The sequence below is a fragment of the Acerihabitans sp. TG2 genome, from assembly GCF_035013185.1.
Lineage (GTDB): Bacteria > Pseudomonadota > Gammaproteobacteria > Enterobacterales > Enterobacteriaceae > Acerihabitans.
This window is the reverse complement of record NZ_JAYGJO010000001.1, coordinates 120,409-135,933: the sequence shown is the minus strand read 5'-3', so window position 1 is coordinate 135,933 and position 15,525 is coordinate 120,409. Positions and strand designations below refer to the sequence as shown.

The 15,525-nt window shown below is 53.8% G+C and carries 13 protein-coding genes; 8 read left to right on the top strand and 5 right to left on the bottom strand.

Annotation, left to right across the window (positions count from 1 at the left end; genetic code table 11):
* Window positions 1–24: 24 nt before the first annotated feature.
* Both SJI19_RS00615 and eat read right to left on the bottom strand, forming a co-directional pair.
* Window positions 25–1,419, bottom strand: coding sequence for an ethanolamine ammonia-lyase subunit EutB (locus SJI19_RS00615; RefSeq protein ID WP_323476324.1), 1,395 nt, complete (start codon window positions 1,417–1,419; stop codon window positions 25–27).
* Between the two features lie 13 nt (window positions 1,420–1,432).
* Window positions 1,433–2,818, bottom strand: a complete 1,386-nt coding sequence (gene eat, locus SJI19_RS00610) for an ethanolamine permease (RefSeq protein ID WP_323476323.1) — start codon at window positions 2,816–2,818, stop codon at window positions 1,433–1,435.
* A gap of 512 nt (window positions 2,819–3,330) precedes the next feature.
* Here eat and SJI19_RS00605 point away from each other — a divergent pair.
* The 5 genes from SJI19_RS00605 to SJI19_RS00585 all read left to right on the top strand — a co-directional run bounded on the left by SJI19_RS00605 (window position 3,331) and on the right by SJI19_RS00585 (window position 9,014).
* Window positions 3,331–4,089, top strand: coding sequence for a LuxR family transcriptional regulator (locus SJI19_RS00605; protein ID WP_323476322.1), 759 nt, complete (start codon window positions 3,331–3,333; stop codon window positions 4,087–4,089).
* Window positions 4,090–4,321: 232 nt separating this feature from the next.
* Window positions 4,322–5,350, top strand: coding sequence for a putative B6 ABC transporter substrate-binding protein (locus tag SJI19_RS00600; protein ID WP_323476321.1), 1,029 nt, complete (start codon window positions 4,322–4,324; stop codon window positions 5,348–5,350).
* Between the two features lie 59 nt (window positions 5,351–5,409).
* Entirely contained in the window at window positions 5,410–6,972 is a 1,563-nt protein-coding gene (locus SJI19_RS00595) for a putative B6 ABC transporter ATP-binding protein (protein WP_323476320.1), read from the top strand.
* The gene (locus tag SJI19_RS00590; protein ID WP_323476319.1) at window positions 6,969–8,078 is read left to right on the top strand and encodes a putative B6 ABC transporter permease subunit 2; all 1,110 of its coding nucleotides are present in this window, start codon (window positions 6,969–6,971) and stop codon (window positions 8,076–8,078) included. The genes SJI19_RS00595 and SJI19_RS00590 overlap by 4 nt, the downstream gene beginning before the upstream one ends.
* Window positions 8,079–9,014, top strand: coding sequence for a putative B6 ABC transporter permease subunit 1 (locus SJI19_RS00585; protein ID WP_323476318.1), 936 nt, complete (start codon window positions 8,079–8,081; stop codon window positions 9,012–9,014). It begins immediately after the preceding gene.
* A gap of 93 nt (window positions 9,015–9,107) precedes the next feature.
* On the opposite strand, the gene SJI19_RS00580 is transcribed toward SJI19_RS00585, so the two are convergent.
* From SJI19_RS00580 to zipA, 3 genes are all read right to left on the bottom strand, one after another.
* On the bottom strand, window positions 9,108–9,329 hold the full coding sequence (locus tag SJI19_RS00580; protein WP_323476317.1) for a DUF3820 family protein: 222 nt from the start codon (window positions 9,327–9,329) through the stop codon (window positions 9,108–9,110).
* Between the two features lie 151 nt (window positions 9,330–9,480).
* Window positions 9,481–11,514, bottom strand: a complete 2,034-nt coding sequence (gene ligA / locus SJI19_RS00575) for an NAD-dependent DNA ligase LigA (RefSeq protein ID WP_323476316.1) — start codon at window positions 11,512–11,514, stop codon at window positions 9,481–9,483.
* Between the two features lie 70 nt (window positions 11,515–11,584).
* Window positions 11,585–12,682, bottom strand: a complete 1,098-nt coding sequence (gene zipA, locus SJI19_RS00570) for a cell division protein ZipA (RefSeq protein WP_323476315.1) — start codon at window positions 12,680–12,682, stop codon at window positions 11,585–11,587.
* Between the two features lie 235 nt (window positions 12,683–12,917).
* Between zipA and cysZ the strand changes: the two genes are divergently transcribed.
* The 3 genes from cysZ (at window position 12,918) to ptsH (ending at window position 15,490) form a co-directional block, all read left to right on the top strand.
* On the top strand, window positions 12,918–13,682 hold the full coding sequence (gene cysZ, locus SJI19_RS00565) for a sulfate transporter CysZ (RefSeq protein WP_323476314.1): 765 nt from the start codon (window positions 12,918–12,920) through the stop codon (window positions 13,680–13,682).
* Window positions 13,683–13,854: 172 nt separating this feature from the next.
* A complete protein-coding gene (gene cysK, locus SJI19_RS00560; protein WP_323476313.1) occupies window positions 13,855–14,823 on the top strand; it encodes a cysteine synthase A in 969 nt (322 codons plus the stop codon).
* Between the two features lie 409 nt (window positions 14,824–15,232).
* Window positions 15,233–15,490: a phosphocarrier protein Hpr gene (ptsH, locus tag SJI19_RS00555; RefSeq protein WP_323476312.1), complete on the top strand. Its 258-nt coding sequence runs from the start codon at window positions 15,233–15,235 to the stop codon at window positions 15,488–15,490.
* Window positions 15,491–15,525: the final 35 nt, after the last annotated feature.

The following is a 15,525-nucleotide window of genomic DNA, read 5'->3' as shown; positions in this document are numbered from 1 at the left end:
AACACTCCTTTTTGCCCGGCAGGGTTAACTCAGTGCATTGCCCAGAGACGGCAGATGTTGCAACAGCGGATGCTGACTGCTGGTATCCCTCAGCCGGCCATCAGAATCAATAATTTGCATACGTTGCAACCAGGCTGAAAATTCCGGCGCGTGTTTCAGACCGAATAATTCACGTACGTAGAGCGCATCATGAAACGAGGTACTTTGGTAATTGAGCATAATATCATCAGCCCCAGGCACCCCCATCAGGAACGTCAACCCTGCGGCCGCAAGCAGGGTTAACAGCGTGTCCATATCGTCCTGATCCGCCTCGGCATGATTGGTGTAGCACACATCGCAGCCCAAAGGCACGCCTAGCAGCTTGCCACAGAAGTGATCCTCCAGACCGGCGCGAATGATTTGTTTCCCGTCATACAGATATTCCGGTCCGATAAAACCGACTACCGTGTTAGTCAGTAGCGGTTTAAAGTGACGGGCAATGGCGTAAGCGCGGGCTTCGCAGGTCTGTTGATCCACCCCATGATGGGCGTTGGCCGACAGGCAACTGCCCTGCCCGGTTTCAAAATACATCACGTTGTCCCCCAGCGTGCCACGCTTGAGACTTAACGCCGCCTGGTGCGCTTCGTCAAGCAACGCCAGGTTGATACCGAACCCGGCGTTGGCCGCCTCGGTACCCGCAATGGACTGGAACACCAAATCCACCGGCGCACCACGCTCAATCAGCTTGAGGGTGTTGGTCACATGGGTCAGCACACAAGACTGGGTCGGGATCTCGAAGCTGCTGATGACATCATCAAGCATGAAGTTCAGTTTCTCCAGCAGCGGCAAGCTATCACTGGCGGGATTGATACCAATCACCGCGTCACCGCTACCATACAACAGCCCGTCCAGCATACTCGCGGCGATACCTTTCAGATCGTCCGTAGGATGGTTAGGCTGCAGGCGCACACTGATATGGCCTGGCAATCCGATAGTATTGCGAAAGCGCGTGATCACCCGGCATTTTTTCGCCACCAGGATCAGATCCTGGTTTCGCATAATTTTACTCACCGCCGCCGCCATTTCCGGAATGATACCCGGCGCTACCCGCGCTAAACGCGCACTGTCGGTACGTTCGCTGAGCAACCAGTCGCGAAAATCGCCCACGGTTAAATGGGCAATCGGCGCAAAGGCCGCCGCATCGTGGCTGTCGATAATCAGACGGGTCACTTCGTCTTTTTCATAGGGTATCAGCGGTTGCTGCAAAAACAGCGGCAGCGGGATATCCGCCAGCGCGATACGCGCCGCCATACGCTCTTCGGCGCTGGCGGCCGCTACGCCGGCCAGATAATCACCGGAACGCGGCGGCGACGCCTTGGCCATCAGTTCGCGTAAATCGGCAAAACGGTAACTTTTATGGCTTAGTGTGGCTTGAAACATCGCCCCTCCTGCATCAATCCGTCAGTGTCAGTTGGGAATCCGGCTCAGCCGCATCCCGGGCATGCCGAGTCAGACGGAAATAGGCATAACCCAACAGCATCATCGCGGCGAAGATCATGAATAGCAGTTGGTTATAGTAAATCATCGCCACCAGACAAACCACCGCCAGCACCAGCGCCAGCGCCGGGGCAAAAGGATAAAACGGCGCACGGAACGGTCTGCTCAGCTCGGGTTCCAGGCGACGCAGTCTGAACAATGAGGCCATCGAGATGATATACATGACAATAGCACCGAATACTGACATGGTAACAATATTGGCGGTAAGCGGCTGCCCGCCGATGATGATCAATGAGTCGGAAAAAATGGCGGCAATACCGACCACACCGCCAGCAAGAATAGCCAGATGCGGCGTACGGAACCGGGCACTGATCTTGGCCAGCGGCTTAGGCAGATAACCGGCGCGCGCCAGAGCAAAGATTTGCCGTGAGTAGCCCATAATAATGCCGTGAAATGAGGCAATCAGACCAAACAATCCCAACCAGACCAGCATATGCAACCAGCCACTACTGCCACCAACAATAATTTTCATCGCCTGCGGCAGGGGATCGTTAATATTGGACAATTTGGTCCAGTCGCCCACGCCGCCGGCAAAAAACATCACGCCGATTGCCAGTACCGTTAGCGTAAGAATACCGCCGATAAACGCACGCGGGATGGTACGTTGTGGATCCTTGGCTTCTTCAGCCGCCATGGATGCCCCTTCGATGGCCAGGAAAAACCAGATGGCAAAGGGGATCGCGGCAAAGATACCGGAAAGCGCGCCAACGCTAAAGTGCTCGGCGCCCGCCCAGCCACCGCGGGTAAAATTCGCTATCTCAAAACCTGGCGCCACTACGCCCATAAAGACCAACAGTTCGAAGATCGCCAGTAGCGTGACCAGCAGTTCGAACGTCGCGGCAATACCGACACCCAGGATATTCAGTCCCATAAACACCAGATAGGCACCAAGCGCCACCCAACGCGGCTCAATCGATGGAAACTGCACGTTTAGATAGGCGCCGATGGCCATCGCAATTGCCGGTGGTGCAAAGACAAATTCAATCAGAGTGGCAAAACCTGCAATAAAACCGCCGGTTGGGCCGAAAGCCCGGTGGGCATAAGCAAAGGGACCACCAGCGTGGGGAATCGAGGTTGTCAGTTCGGTAAAACTAAAGATAAAAGCGCAGTACATCGCCGCCACTGCTATCGCCGTCACCAGGAAGCCCAGCGTGCCGGCCTGGGCCCATCCATAGCTCCAACCGAAATATTCACCGGAGATAACCAAACCGACGGCAATGCCCCATAAATGGAAGCTGCCCAGCGTACGTTTTAGCGCAGGTGCAACGTGATTATTTTGCATGATGTTGTCCAATGAAGCCAAAGTATTGAGATAGGTGCAAAGGTCATACCAAATTGCTAGTTTTTGAAATTAGGCGTTTTTTGGCAATATTGGCCATCAAAGCAGACATCGTCGCACCGAAGTGGTCCGTTCAAAGACGGCGGTTGTTCTATTTTGGTGCATTCCCATTTGCACGGTGCAAGAGAACGATCCCAACCATGTAACATCGCGCGCAGAGTCCGGCACCTGATAACCCGCCACCTCGATTGTCTGCTGTTGGTCGGGCGTTATTTCTTGCCAGATATTTCCCCGGTGCCGGTGCCTTGCCGCACGTCAACGTGCTGATGCCTTTACGCTACACATAAGTCGCCTGGCTGAACAGTCAGTAAAAATACCCGGTTCCGCTGGCGGCGCGAACGTCCCATTTTCCGCTGGCACTCAAATTGCTTAATGACTCGGATAACCGGGGGTCGTAGGGTCCATGCCGGCCACGTCACGGCACACAGTGGTGCGACTTTGAATGAGGTGAGCCAATGAGCATAGTGATTAATCGAACAGAGCAACCGAGTTCGCTGGACAACAGCCTTGACGTGGTTTTTGCCGCATTATTCCAGCAAAGCGCCCGGTTGGGCATGGAGGCACTTATTTATGATTACACGCCAGTGCCGCGTTCACTGGATGGCGAGTTGATCACACCCTCGGTACTGCGCATGAGCAATGTGCCGACGGATATGCGCCGCTTATGGACTGAACAGGGGTATTATCAGGTGGACCCGGTGCAACTTTATGCTCTGGGTACCTGCGCGCCCTTTGTATGGTCCTATCAACGACCCGATAAAACCTTACTCAGAGATATTATCAACGAGCGCCACCAACCAGTGACTCACTATATGCGCGATAATAATATGCCCTGCGGCGCTACCGTCCCCCTGCATCTACCGCGCGGAGGCTTTGTTACCCTCACTGGCATTGTCAGCCAGGCCGGCCACGAACGGGATCTCAGCCAGGCCCTGGCAGAATTGAGTCTGCTGGCGCTCACGTTTCAGGAACGCCTCTATCCGCTATTCGATCCGCTCATATTGACCTGCCAGCACGTGCGGCTCAGCAAACGTGAACGTGAGTGCCTGAGCTGGTCAGCTGAAGGGCTAACGGCTAAGGAAATTGCGCGCAAATTGTCGCGCTCGGTGGCTACTGTAACGCTGCATCTCAATTCAGCGGCACGCAAGTTAGGTGCCAGCAACCGGGTCCAAGCGGTGGTTCGCGCCATGCATTATCGGCTGCTGGACAGCTAAGCGCGACGCCTTACCTAATCCTCGGGGGGTCTCAATCACAGGATGCGTCCCCCGGACTCGTGTTAAGAATTAATGTACTTTCTGGCGCAAATTGCGGTGGTTAAAAATAATAAACCGGATAATACTAACCGCCTTAATTTCATCCCTGTTTCCATTCGGCGAGCCAAAACACAACTTTTCGTAAAATATTCGCCGCGATGTCAATAACATGCCAGTCCAAGGAAAGAAAATAATGTTCAACCGTTGGTGTAAATATGCGGCCGCAATATCGATGGCATCACTGCTGTGTTCAGCGGCATACGCTGCTAAGATCACCTCGATTGCAATAATGACGCCTGAACCAGGTACCGATTTCGGCTGGAACCAGCAGGGCATCAACGCTGCCAAGGCCGCCGGTGCCAAAGAAGGTGTCAAGGTGATGGTGGCAGACAATCTGGGTTACGGCGATATACGGCCAACGGCACGCGACTTGGCGGATGACGGGGCGCAGTTGATCATTGCCCATGCCAGTGGTTATAACCAATCCGCACCAGAAATCGGCGCCCAGACCAACGTGCCGGTGGCGATCACCGACAGCCCATCAGCGCTGGCCGCCGGTAAAGTGGCGGATTATACCGTAAGCGGCCAGCAAGGGGCTTATCTGGCCGGTACTCTGGCAGCGAAAATGACCCGCAGCGGTACCATTGGCATTGTGGTTTCCGGCGAACCTCCAGCCTGGAACGCACAATCTTCTGCGTTTATTCGCGGCGCCCGGGCGACCAAGAAAGACATTAATATTCATTACGCAGTAATAGGTCCAGCAGCATACAGCGATGCGGCCGGCGGTAAACGGGTTACCACATCGGTGATTGCCGCCGGTGCAGATATCATTTTTGGCCAGGGCAACGGTTCGAGTTTCGGCATGCTCCAGGCGGTGGAAACCACGCCGGCAGCGGACGGTGGCAAAGTCTATTTTATTGATGTGATCGGCGATAAGTCCGCCATCGATAAAGGCAATTTACTCAGTTCGGTATTATGGAACCTCACGCCGGTTTACACCGCAATGATAGAGGATCTCAAGCATGATACGTTTGGCAGCCATAATTATAAAACGTCGCTGGCAGATGGATCGATAAGCTTATTAAAAACCTCGCATATCCCCGATGCCGTTTGGCAAAGCGTAAACGCGGTCCGTGATGAGATCATTAGTGGTAAAATCGTGGTTCCGGCGGATTACGACGCGAAAGCCTTACATACGCTGTTGGCCGCCACCGGCAAATAAACCGGGCCGCTATTGCCGGAGCGTGGTGCATTCGCGCTCCGATTAACCCGATTGAGATAATGATGAGCCAGAACCCGTCTGCAGTGAAGACCCCGGTTATTACCTTAAACCAGGTCACCAAACGTTACCCTGGAATTATTGCCAATCACCAAATCGACCTCACATTATGGCCCGGTGAAGTTCAGGTGCTGCTAGGGGAAAACGGCGCCGGAAAATCCACGCTGGTCGCGATGCTATCTGGTCTGCAACAACCGGATGAGGGCTATATTACCGTAGACGGACAGATTCAGTCGGTTAGCTCACCACGTCGCGCTCATACACTCGGCATCGGCACGGTATTTCAACATGCCATGATGGTGCCGGGTTTGAGCATAGTGGATAATATCGCATTGGGTGATACCTGGTGGCGACGCCCGGCCCGCCACCGCTATGCGCAACGGATTAATGACCTTGCCCGCGATATTGGCGTCACCGTCAATCCCTTCGCCCGCGCGGGCTCGTTATCACTGGGGGAACAGCAGCAGGCGGAAATTATCCGCACGCTGCTGCGCGGTAGCCGGATATTAATCCTCGATGAGGCCACCGCCATGTTGACCCCGGATGATGCGCAAGAATTGGGGCAACTGATGCGCCGGCTGGTGGCCCAGGGCCTGGCGGTGGTTTTTATTACCCATAAACTTAACGAGGCGCTGAATTGGGGCGATCGAATCTCGGTGCTGCGCCGTGGGCGCAAAGTGGGCGAGATCACCCCGCAACGGCTGACATCGCTTTCGCGCCACCAGGCCACGGCAGAAATAGTGGAAATGATGTTCGATTTATCTGCACGCCCCGACAGTGCAGTGCTACCTACATCCAAGCCCAGCAAAAAAACGCTCGGCGAACCGGTGCTTGAAGCACTGGCTATTGAGGTTGCCGACTCACTCATGCCGCTCAAGGGCATTGAACTTAGGGTCCGCGCCGGTGAAATCGTCGGAATTGCCGGTATTGACGGCAATGGTCAAAAACAATTGGCGGAAGTGCTGGCCGGTCAGCGACCCATGACCCGTGGCCGGATCCTGTTGATGGGCGAATCTATTGGATCGTGCAGCATCGGTCAGCGACGTCAACGCGGTTTGCGTTACATAACCGACGATCGGATGGGCGAAGGTACGGTAGTCAGTTTCCCGGTTGCCACCAACCTGTTGTTAAAACAGATTGGCGAGGCACCTTTTTGGCGCCGAGGTTTCATGCAGGCACAGCAAATTGCCTACCACGCGCGCGATAAAATTGCTGAATACGATATCCGGACACCGCAAATCGACACACCTGTCGGCACGTTATCTGGCGGGAATATCCAGAAAGTATTATTGGCTCGCGAACTGGGTGGTCAGGCTAGAGCCGTCATCTTTGCCAAACCCACCCATGGCCTGGATGTGCAAAATAGCCAATCAATTCGTGAGCGGATCCGCCGAACGGCACAATCGGGGGTGGCGGTGTTGCTGATATCCACAGACCTGGAAGAGTTGCTGGAACTGTCGGACCGCATCGCCGTTATGTCGCAGGGTACTCTCGTGGGTACCGTCGATAACGATTCCCTGGCCCGTAACCACATCGGCGCCATGATGAGCGGTGCGGTATCATGAGGCGGCATACCGGTTCATTGCCGGCATCCGGCATAGCGTCGGTGGTGTCGACACGATGGTTCTATTGGCTGGCTGGCGTGGGTTTATCGGTAGGCCCGGTCCTTATCGCGCTGGCTATCACTAGCGCGCTATTGATGATCATGGACGTCAACCCGCTAGAATACTATGGTTATGTGGTACAAAAGGGGCTACTGACCCCTTCCGGCCTGCAGGCTACGCTCACCCGCATGGGCCCTTTATTACTGATCGGCGCTAGCCTGATCGTGGCCTTTCGTGCCGGCTTGTGGAACCTTGGTGGCGATGGCCAGTTTTTACTGGGGGCGGTGATTGCCGCAGCAGTTGCGGCTCCCCTTGACCACCTGGGCACACCCGTCTGGTTAACCTGGTGCGCAGCGTTGCTGGCCGGTGCGCTGGTGGGCGGCATTTGGGCCATTTTGCCGGCGATGCTCAAAGCCTGGCAGCATATAAATGAGATCATTACGACCTTGATGATGTCTTTTATCGGTATTTCACTCGCCAATATCTTGGTAAAGCTGGTGTTTACCGATCCCGCCACCACGGTACCCGAGACACGCACCCTACCCTACGCCCACCGCCTGCCTGCGCTGTTCGGCACCCACGTTTCCAGCGGGCTACTTATCGGTCTGGTGGCCATTATCGTGGTACATGTGATGATGACCCGCACTGCATTGGGGCTACGATTACGCACCGTCGGCGCCAATCCGCGTGCGGCCTTGCATGCTGGTCTGCCGGTTGGCTGGCTGACCATCGCGGTGCTCGCCCTGTCGGCATCACTTGCCGGGCTGGCGGGCGCGGTGGACGTACTCGGCATCGAAGGCAATGTGCGCGCCGATTGGAACCCGGCCTATAGCTTGTTGGTGGTGCCATTGGTGTTTCTCGCACGTTTCAACGGGTTCGGCACAGTCGCGTTTGTGTTTGTCTTCTCGGTACTGTCAATCGGCAGTGAAAGCGCGGCACGCCGCATGGGGATACCCAATTATTTTACGCTGGTGACGGTAGCTATTTTACTTATGGTGCTTGGCCTAACGCAAATGGTTGAGCAACGGCGACGCCAGCGGACCTGGCCAGGAACAGATCAAGGGTAAATGATGGACTTGCTCACATCAGGATTTTTAGCCTCATTGCTGCTAGGGGCCATCGTCGCCAGCGTGCCGCTGTTATTGACCGGGCTGGGAGAGCAGTTGTCGGAAAAGACCGGCGTGCTGAATATCGGTCTGGAAGGCATGATGTTGACCGGTGCCTACCTGGGTTTTTATATCGCCTGGCAAAGCCACTCCATGGCGCTGGGGCTGCTGGGCGGCGCGGCGGGGGGAATGATGGTTGCGATACTCATGGCCGGTTTGTGTGTGTGGCTGGGGTTAAATCAGATTGTTATCGGCATTGCCCTGACGCTCGGCGCACAAGGCGCAACCGCCTTGTTGCATTACCTGCAGTTTAGCCGGACGTATCCCCGACTGGGCAGCGTGGAAACCGTGGCGCTGCCGCTGTTGTCACGAATTCCGTTTGTCGGACGGATAATGTTTAATCAACCGATGGTGGTGTATTTGGCCATTGGCTGCGTGGCGTTAATGGCCTTTATTTATCGCCACACCAATCTTGGGCTTGCGCTGTATGCCGCCGGAGATCAACCCGCAGCCCTCGATGCTGCCGGGGTTAACGTCTTGTGGACCCGAACCTTGGCGGTACTGGTCACGGGGGCGTTGGCGGGGTTGGGCGGTGCGTATATGTCACAAATCGCTGCCGGTATTTTTGTGCCCTATATGACCCAGGGCAATGGTTTTATCGGTATTGTGCTGGCCATGCTGGCCCGGGGGAAACCGTTGTGGGTCCTGGGTGGGGCACTGCTGTTTGGCCTGTGTTTATCACTGACTACCGCATTGCAGGTCGTGGGCGTGGCGGTACCCACCGACGCGATCCAAATGCTGCCATTTATCGCGGTCATGTTGGTATTGCTGATGCTCGGCAGACGCGCCAGCTTACCAAGTGCGCTGGGGACGGCCTATGTGCGGGGGGCGCGTTGATTAAACATCAAAAAATAGTGCCACCGATAAAAAACCAACGCCTTTCGTTACCCATTGTCGCGTAAAGACGCGGCCTTTATGCCGGGGTGGACGTCAAGATCGACGCTGTTTAAGTGGCTTGATAAGCCCCTCAAGCCCCTCTATTTTTATTGCCAGCGTAAGGGACATTAATTGACCCAAACGACCCTCTGGAAACTCATTTTTCCGGGCAAACCACAGTAAATAGGGTTCAGGCAAATCGATAAGCGCCCGGCCCTGGTATTTTCCGAACGGCATGATGGTATTGGCAATAGCCACCAGATCTTCTTTTTCCATTGATTCTCTTCACTGTTTACGCGCCAGATGCGTTGACTACGCTCGTTCACCCGCATGACTAACCTGCGTAAGCTTATCGGGATTCATTCGGTTACCACCTACCCGCATCGCGAAAGCTATCGGGTATCGGTCATTAAAACGGTGAAACAGCTTATGCATCACCGAGCAGGCGCATCATTTCCGCTTCATCAATGATCGGAATATCGAGTTGCCGCGCTTTATTCAATTTAGTCCCGGCTGCTTCGCCGGCAATCACCAGATCGGTTTTAGCCGATACGCTGCCGCTGACCTTGGCCCCAAGGGCCACCAGGCGATCTTTGGCCTCACCACGGGATAACCCGGTTAAGGACCCGGTCAGCACCACGGTTTTACCGCTGAAAGGACTGTTGCCGGCACCAGGGGTTGGCGCAGCAATCGGCTCCGGCCAATGAATACCGATTTCCGGGCTGGTTAATTCGGCAATGACGTCCAGGTTGTGCTGCTCATCAAAAAAATGCCGTGCATGCGCCGCCACTACCGGGCCGATGTCCGGTACGCTCACCAGTGCCTCGATATCAGCCGCATAAAGCGCGGACAGATGTTTAAATTCCGCCGCCAGATTTGCCGCAGTGGCTTCACCCACCTCACGGATACCGAGCGCATAAAGAAAACGGGCGAAGGTGGTTTGTTTGGCGGTTTCCAGTGCCGTCAGCAGGTTTTGTGCCGATTTAGGGCCCATACGCTCCAGACGGGTCAACGTCTCCCGCTTCAACCGAAACAGATCGGCCGGGGTCTTTACCAGTTCACGATCAACCAGTTGATCGATAATTTTATCGCCCATACCGTCAACATCCAGCGCCCGGCGAGAGACAAAGTGCTTAAGGGCCTCCTTGCGCTGGGCCGCGCAGACCAATCCGGCAGTACAACGAACCACTGCCTCCCCTTCAACTCGCTCTACGTCGGACCCACATACTGGGCAATGGGTCGGAAAAACAATCGCACGCGTATCGCCCGGTCGTTTATCCAGTACCACGCCCACGACCTGAGGGATCACATCTCCTGCACGGCGGATAATCACCGTATCGCCAATGCGCAGTCCCAGCCGTTCAATTTCATCGGCATTATGTAACGTGGCGTTACTCACCATGGCGCCCGAGACCAGTACCGGCTCCAGTCGAGCCACCGGGGTCACCGCGCCAGTGCGCCCGACTTGGAACTCCACGTCGCGTACCCGAGTCATCTGCTCTTGAGCAGGAAATTTATAGGCCATGGCCCAACGCGGCGCACGGGCGACAAAACCCAGGCGTTCTTGTAACACCAGGGAATCGACCTTAATCACCACACCGTCAATATCAAATCCCAGGGACGCGCGGTCTGCCTGGATCTGTTGATAAAAGGCCAATACGTGTTCGGCTCCGGTACACAACTGAACACGATCACTGACCGGCATCCCCCAGGATTTAAACAGTTGCAGACGCTCCCAGTGACTGGTAGGCAGTTCGCCGCCTTCCAGCAGGCCGACGCCGTAGCAAAAAAAAGTCAGCGGCCGTTTAGCGGTGATGGACGGATCCAATTGGCGTAATGAACCGGCGGCAGCGTTACGTGGATTGGCAAACAACTTCGCGTTATGGTGCCGGGCATCATCGTTTAAACGCTCGAATCCTGCCTCGGACATAAATACCTCACCGCGGATCTCTACTCGGCGCGGTATTGGCCCGGCACCGTTACGCAGCCTCAACGGAATGCTACGGATGGTGCGTACGTTGGCGGTAATATCTTCACCGGTGGTGCCATCGCCACGCGTGGCGGCACGTACCAGCTCACCCTGCTCATATAACAAGCTTACCGCCAGGCCATCAAGCTTCAATTCACAACAGTAAGTGAGTTCCTCGTCGCTTCTCAGCCGATCCCTGACCCGCTTGTCAAACGCCAGAAAATTGGTTTCGTCAAAAACGTTGTCCAAAGACAGCATCGGAACTTCATGGCGCACCTGCTGAAATGCACTAAGCGGCGCCCCCCCCACCCGTTGCGTAGGCGAATCCGCGCTAAGCATGTCGGGATGTTGGGTCTCAAGTTCGCGCAGTTCGGCCATTAGCCGATCGTATTCAGCATCCGGTACTTGGGGGTCATCCATAACGTGATATTGATATTCATACCGACGCAGCAGATCGCGCAGATTCTCAATATAGAGGTTGATTTGTTCCATTGCTCACCATCAGCGAAAAAACCCCCGCAAGCGGGGGAGTTAAATCAGTCATGCGGGCCGTTAAACAACATTAGCCGCCGGCGTTAACCTCGAGCACTTCACGTATCAGTGCCTTGTAGACATCCAACTTTTGCGGCGTCAGCATGCGGCGTTGGTCGTCGAGCACCACGGCGCCGCAATCATCGGCAATACGCTGTGCCGACTGCAGCATGAGCTTGAAGTTTTGATGAGCATCACCATAGGAGGGCACCATCATAAACATTGAAACCCCCAGAGTGGTGAACGTTCCCATCTCTTCGGGATCAAAGGAGCCCGGTTTGACCATATTCGCCAAACTGAACAGTACAGGACCACTGCCCGCCGGATTCAGGTGTCGGTGAAAAATGTTCATCTCACCAAACTGGAAACCCGCCTGCAAAACACTTTGCAACAGCTCTTCGCCACCAATCACCGTGCCATTATGGGCGGCGACATGCAACACCAGCACTGCCTCTTTGCGTTTTACCGGCTCTGTAGACAGCGGCGCTGCGGCGGCCTCAGCATCCGGTTCAGAGGAGTGCGATTCATCAATCTCTACCCGGTTCTCGTCGGTGTGCGGCTTAACCGGCTCGACCGGGGGCGCTACAGCGCGCTTTTTAAAAAAAGACGTGTGACGTCGCGGCGCAGGAGCGGCAACCTCATCTTCATCATCATCCTCGACACCATCAAGCAGCGCATCGTGACCGCTGCGGTGTTGAAAACGCGGGTCTGAGGTTAACGAATCCCGTGGTTTCGGTACTGGCTGATTTGCCTGATGTTCACCATCGACCGATTTTTTCGATACGCGCGGTGCTGCATCATAGGGGCCATTATCATAAGGATAAGGATCAGCCTCACCGGACGAGGCGTCGACAGACCGATCCCCTTCAGAATGTATGCCGTGATCATAGCGACCAAGCGTGGGCTCGTCGGTACGCAGTTTTGTTACCCGCACTTCGCCCACACCCTCATCCCGCTCATCCAGCGGAGTCTCGTCGTGTTCCTGACTATCTTGTTTAAATCGTCTAACCGGCCGATCGCGAAAAACCGATGAGCGCTCTTTACGGCTGGTCCATAGGCCGTGTAACAGCAACGCTATGATAGCGATCGCACCCACAACGATTAATATCAGACGCAAATCCTGCATCATTGCCATCTCAGTTGTTCTAATTCAATTTCATTGCCACTATGGCAAGCATTTACTTTCCTAACTCTATTTGCCTGCGTAGACAAGTGCAAGTCCGCACGGTACTTTCTGACAATAAAGATAGCATCAGCACAGTTTTTTGCTGCTATTTCATCCAAAAGTGGCCGGACGACACAAAATCAACGTGACGAAGATGGCTTTCACTCTTTTTTAACTGTATAAAATTTGGTCAAAATAAATGCATAACAATATAAAATCCCGTAGTGGTTTCCATTATTTTGCCAGCGGCTGGCAATTAATGATGCTGCCCGGGATCAAACGCTACGTTGTCCTTCCCCTACTGATGAACATCCTGCTATTAGGCGGCGCGTTCTGGTGGCTTTACTCACGGTTACAAAGTTGGATCCCACACATCATGCAACGCGTACCTGAGTGGTTGCAGTGGTTGGGCTACCTGCTTTGGCCACTGAGCGTACTGGCGGTGCTGTTGATTTTCAGTTATTTTTTCAGCACGATAGCCAATCTTCTCGCCTCACCGTTCAGTGGTCTGCTGGCAGAACAACTTGAAGCCCGGCTTACTGGCGAAGAACCACCGGACAGCGGCGTGATATCAATGCTCAAGGATACGCCACGAATACTGCATCGGGAATGGGTTAAACTCGCGTATTACCTGCCGCGAGCATTGGTATTGCTGCTATTGCATCTGATACCGGCCTTCGGCCAGACCGTCGCCCCGGCAATGTGGTTTTTATTTGGCGCCTGGATGATGTCCATCCAATACAGTGATTATCCCTTTGACAATCATAAGGTCCCCTTTGTGACCATGCGCCGCGCATTGCGGCAGCATAAAACCCAGAATTTGCAATTTGGCATTATGGTCTATATTTGTACTGTGATACCTATAATTAACCTGGTGATCATGCCAGTGGCGACCTGTGGCGCGACGGCTATGTGGGTAGATCGTTACCGTAAGGATTTTGCATCTGCGGACAACATTCGCTGAACCCTGCTGTACGCCTCGTATTTTTTCACGCTGTGGGTGTTTTGGTTCTATGATAAAAACTTATGCCTTAATAACATATCGATATACTTTTCTTTTACTTCCGTCATCTATGTGAAAGGGTATGCTTTGCTCATCATCTCTTTCAATTTGCATCCATAGTAAAGGACTGGCCATGAGTAACATTTACGAAGACAATTCTTATACAATCGGCCACACGCCGCTTGTACGATTAAATCATATTGGCAATGGCCGCATTCTGGCAAAAGTAGAATCCCGTAACCCGAGCTTTAGCGTAAAATGCCGTATCGGCGCAAATATGATTTGGGATGCAGAAAAACGTGGTGTGCTCAAGCCTGGCATCGAATTGGTGGAACCCACCAGCGGCAATACCGGCATCGCGTTAGCCTACGTTGCTGCCGCGCGTGGTTATAAACTCACCCTGACAATGCCGGACACCATGAGCACCGAACGCCGTAAATTGCTCAAGGCCCTGGGGGCGAACCTGGTACTGACCGACGGCCCTAAGGGTATGAAGGGCGCCATTGCCAAGGCCGAAGAGATTGTCGCTACCGATCCGCAGCATTATTTAATGCTGCAGCAGTTCAGTAATCCCGCGAATCCGGCAATTCACGAACAGACTACCGGTCCGGAAATCTGGCAAGATACCGATGGTAACGTGGACGTGTTTATTGCCGGCGTTGGTACCGGCGGTACCCTCACCGGGGTTAGCCGTTATCTGAAAAATACTAAAGGTAAAGCGGTCATCTCGGTAGCGGTTGAACCCACCGATTCGCCGGTCATCAGCCAGGCGCTGGCCGGCGAGGAGATTAAACCCGGTCCACATAAGATTCAGGGTATTGGCGCAGGTTTTATCCCGGAAAACCTCGATCTGAGCCTGATTGACCGTGTGGTGAAGATTACCAATGATGAAGCTATCAATACCGCCCGTCGGATAATGCAAGAAGAAGGCATTCTCGCGGGCATCTCATCTGGGGCCGCAGTAGCCGCAGCGCTGAAGTTGCAGGAAGAAGAAGCCTTTGCCGATAAGACCATAGTGGTGATTTTGCCGTCTTCCGGAGAACGTTATTTGAGCACCGCGCTTTTTGCTGATGTTTTTACCGAAAAAGAACTACAGCAGTAAAAACCATCAGGATCTTTACGCATGTGTTCTAGCAAAAGCACCCGCCCGGGTGCTTTTTTGTGGAGTGGATCAAATTTTTGCCCCCTGTATAATTGATTTTGTTGGCTATGGCGGTATTTAAGTAGACAATTATTTCGATGTATGAAATTAATCGTGCTACTAATTGTTCTGCTAGCTGAATCGATTAACGCTATATGGATTTTTATTCGAAAGCAGCATAATGATATGATGCAAAACGGTCAACGCGGCCAACACCGATTTTGGCCGGAAATGCTTTTAAACCGTTTTTCGCTCGCATACATCTTGGCCTTTGTCACATACTAAGGCACTAACCATATAGGCTAAAGTGCATTTTATACGCTAAACTTTAGCCCCACAGTACTGATATCAAATAAGTTGGGGAAACAGAATGTTCCAGCAAGAAGTTACGATTACCGCACCGAACGGTTTACATACCCGCCCAGCCGCTCAATTTGTGAAAGAAGCCAAAGGCTTCGATTCTGACATTACCGTGAGTTCAAACGGCAAGAGCGCTAGCGCGAAAAGCTTGTTTAAACTGCAAACGCTTGGTTTGACCCAAGGCACCGTAGTAGCCATCATTGCCGAAGGCCCAGATGAGCAAAAAGCCGTAGAACATTTAGTTAAACTGATGGCTGAGCTTGAGTAAACCAGGCCCGGTTTTTTTAGTTAACACATGTCACG

Coding starts and splice junctions, on each gene's coding strand:
- SJI19_RS00615 (WP_323476324.1), bottom strand. CDS start 1,419: ATGTTTCAAGCCACACTAAGCCATAAAAGTTACCGTTTTGCCGATTTA.
- eat (WP_323476323.1), bottom strand. CDS start 2,818: ATGCAAAATAATCACGTTGCACCTGCGCTAAAACGTACGCTGGGCAGC.
- SJI19_RS00605 (WP_323476322.1), top strand. CDS start 3,331: ATGAGCATAGTGATTAATCGAACAGAGCAACCGAGTTCGCTGGACAAC.
- SJI19_RS00600 (WP_323476321.1), top strand. CDS start 4,322: ATGTTCAACCGTTGGTGTAAATATGCGGCCGCAATATCGATGGCATCA.
- SJI19_RS00595 (WP_323476320.1), top strand. CDS start 5,410: ATGATGAGCCAGAACCCGTCTGCAGTGAAGACCCCGGTTATTACCTTA.
- SJI19_RS00590 (WP_323476319.1), top strand. CDS start 6,969: ATGAGGCGGCATACCGGTTCATTGCCGGCATCCGGCATAGCGTCGGTG.
- SJI19_RS00585 (WP_323476318.1), top strand. CDS start 8,079: ATGATGGACTTGCTCACATCAGGATTTTTAGCCTCATTGCTGCTAGGG.
- SJI19_RS00580 (WP_323476317.1), bottom strand. CDS start 9,329: ATGGAAAAAGAAGATCTGGTGGCTATTGCCAATACCATCATGCCGTTC.
- ligA (WP_323476316.1), bottom strand. CDS start 11,514: ATGGAACAAATCAACCTCTATATTGAGAATCTGCGCGATCTGCTGCGT.
- zipA (WP_323476315.1), bottom strand. CDS start 12,682: ATGATGCAGGATTTGCGTCTGATATTAATCGTTGTGGGTGCGATCGCT.
- cysZ (WP_323476314.1), top strand. CDS start 12,918: ATGCATAACAATATAAAATCCCGTAGTGGTTTCCATTATTTTGCCAGC.
- cysK (WP_323476313.1), top strand. CDS start 13,855: ATGAGTAACATTTACGAAGACAATTCTTATACAATCGGCCACACGCCG.
- ptsH (WP_323476312.1), top strand. CDS start 15,233: ATGTTCCAGCAAGAAGTTACGATTACCGCACCGAACGGTTTACATACC.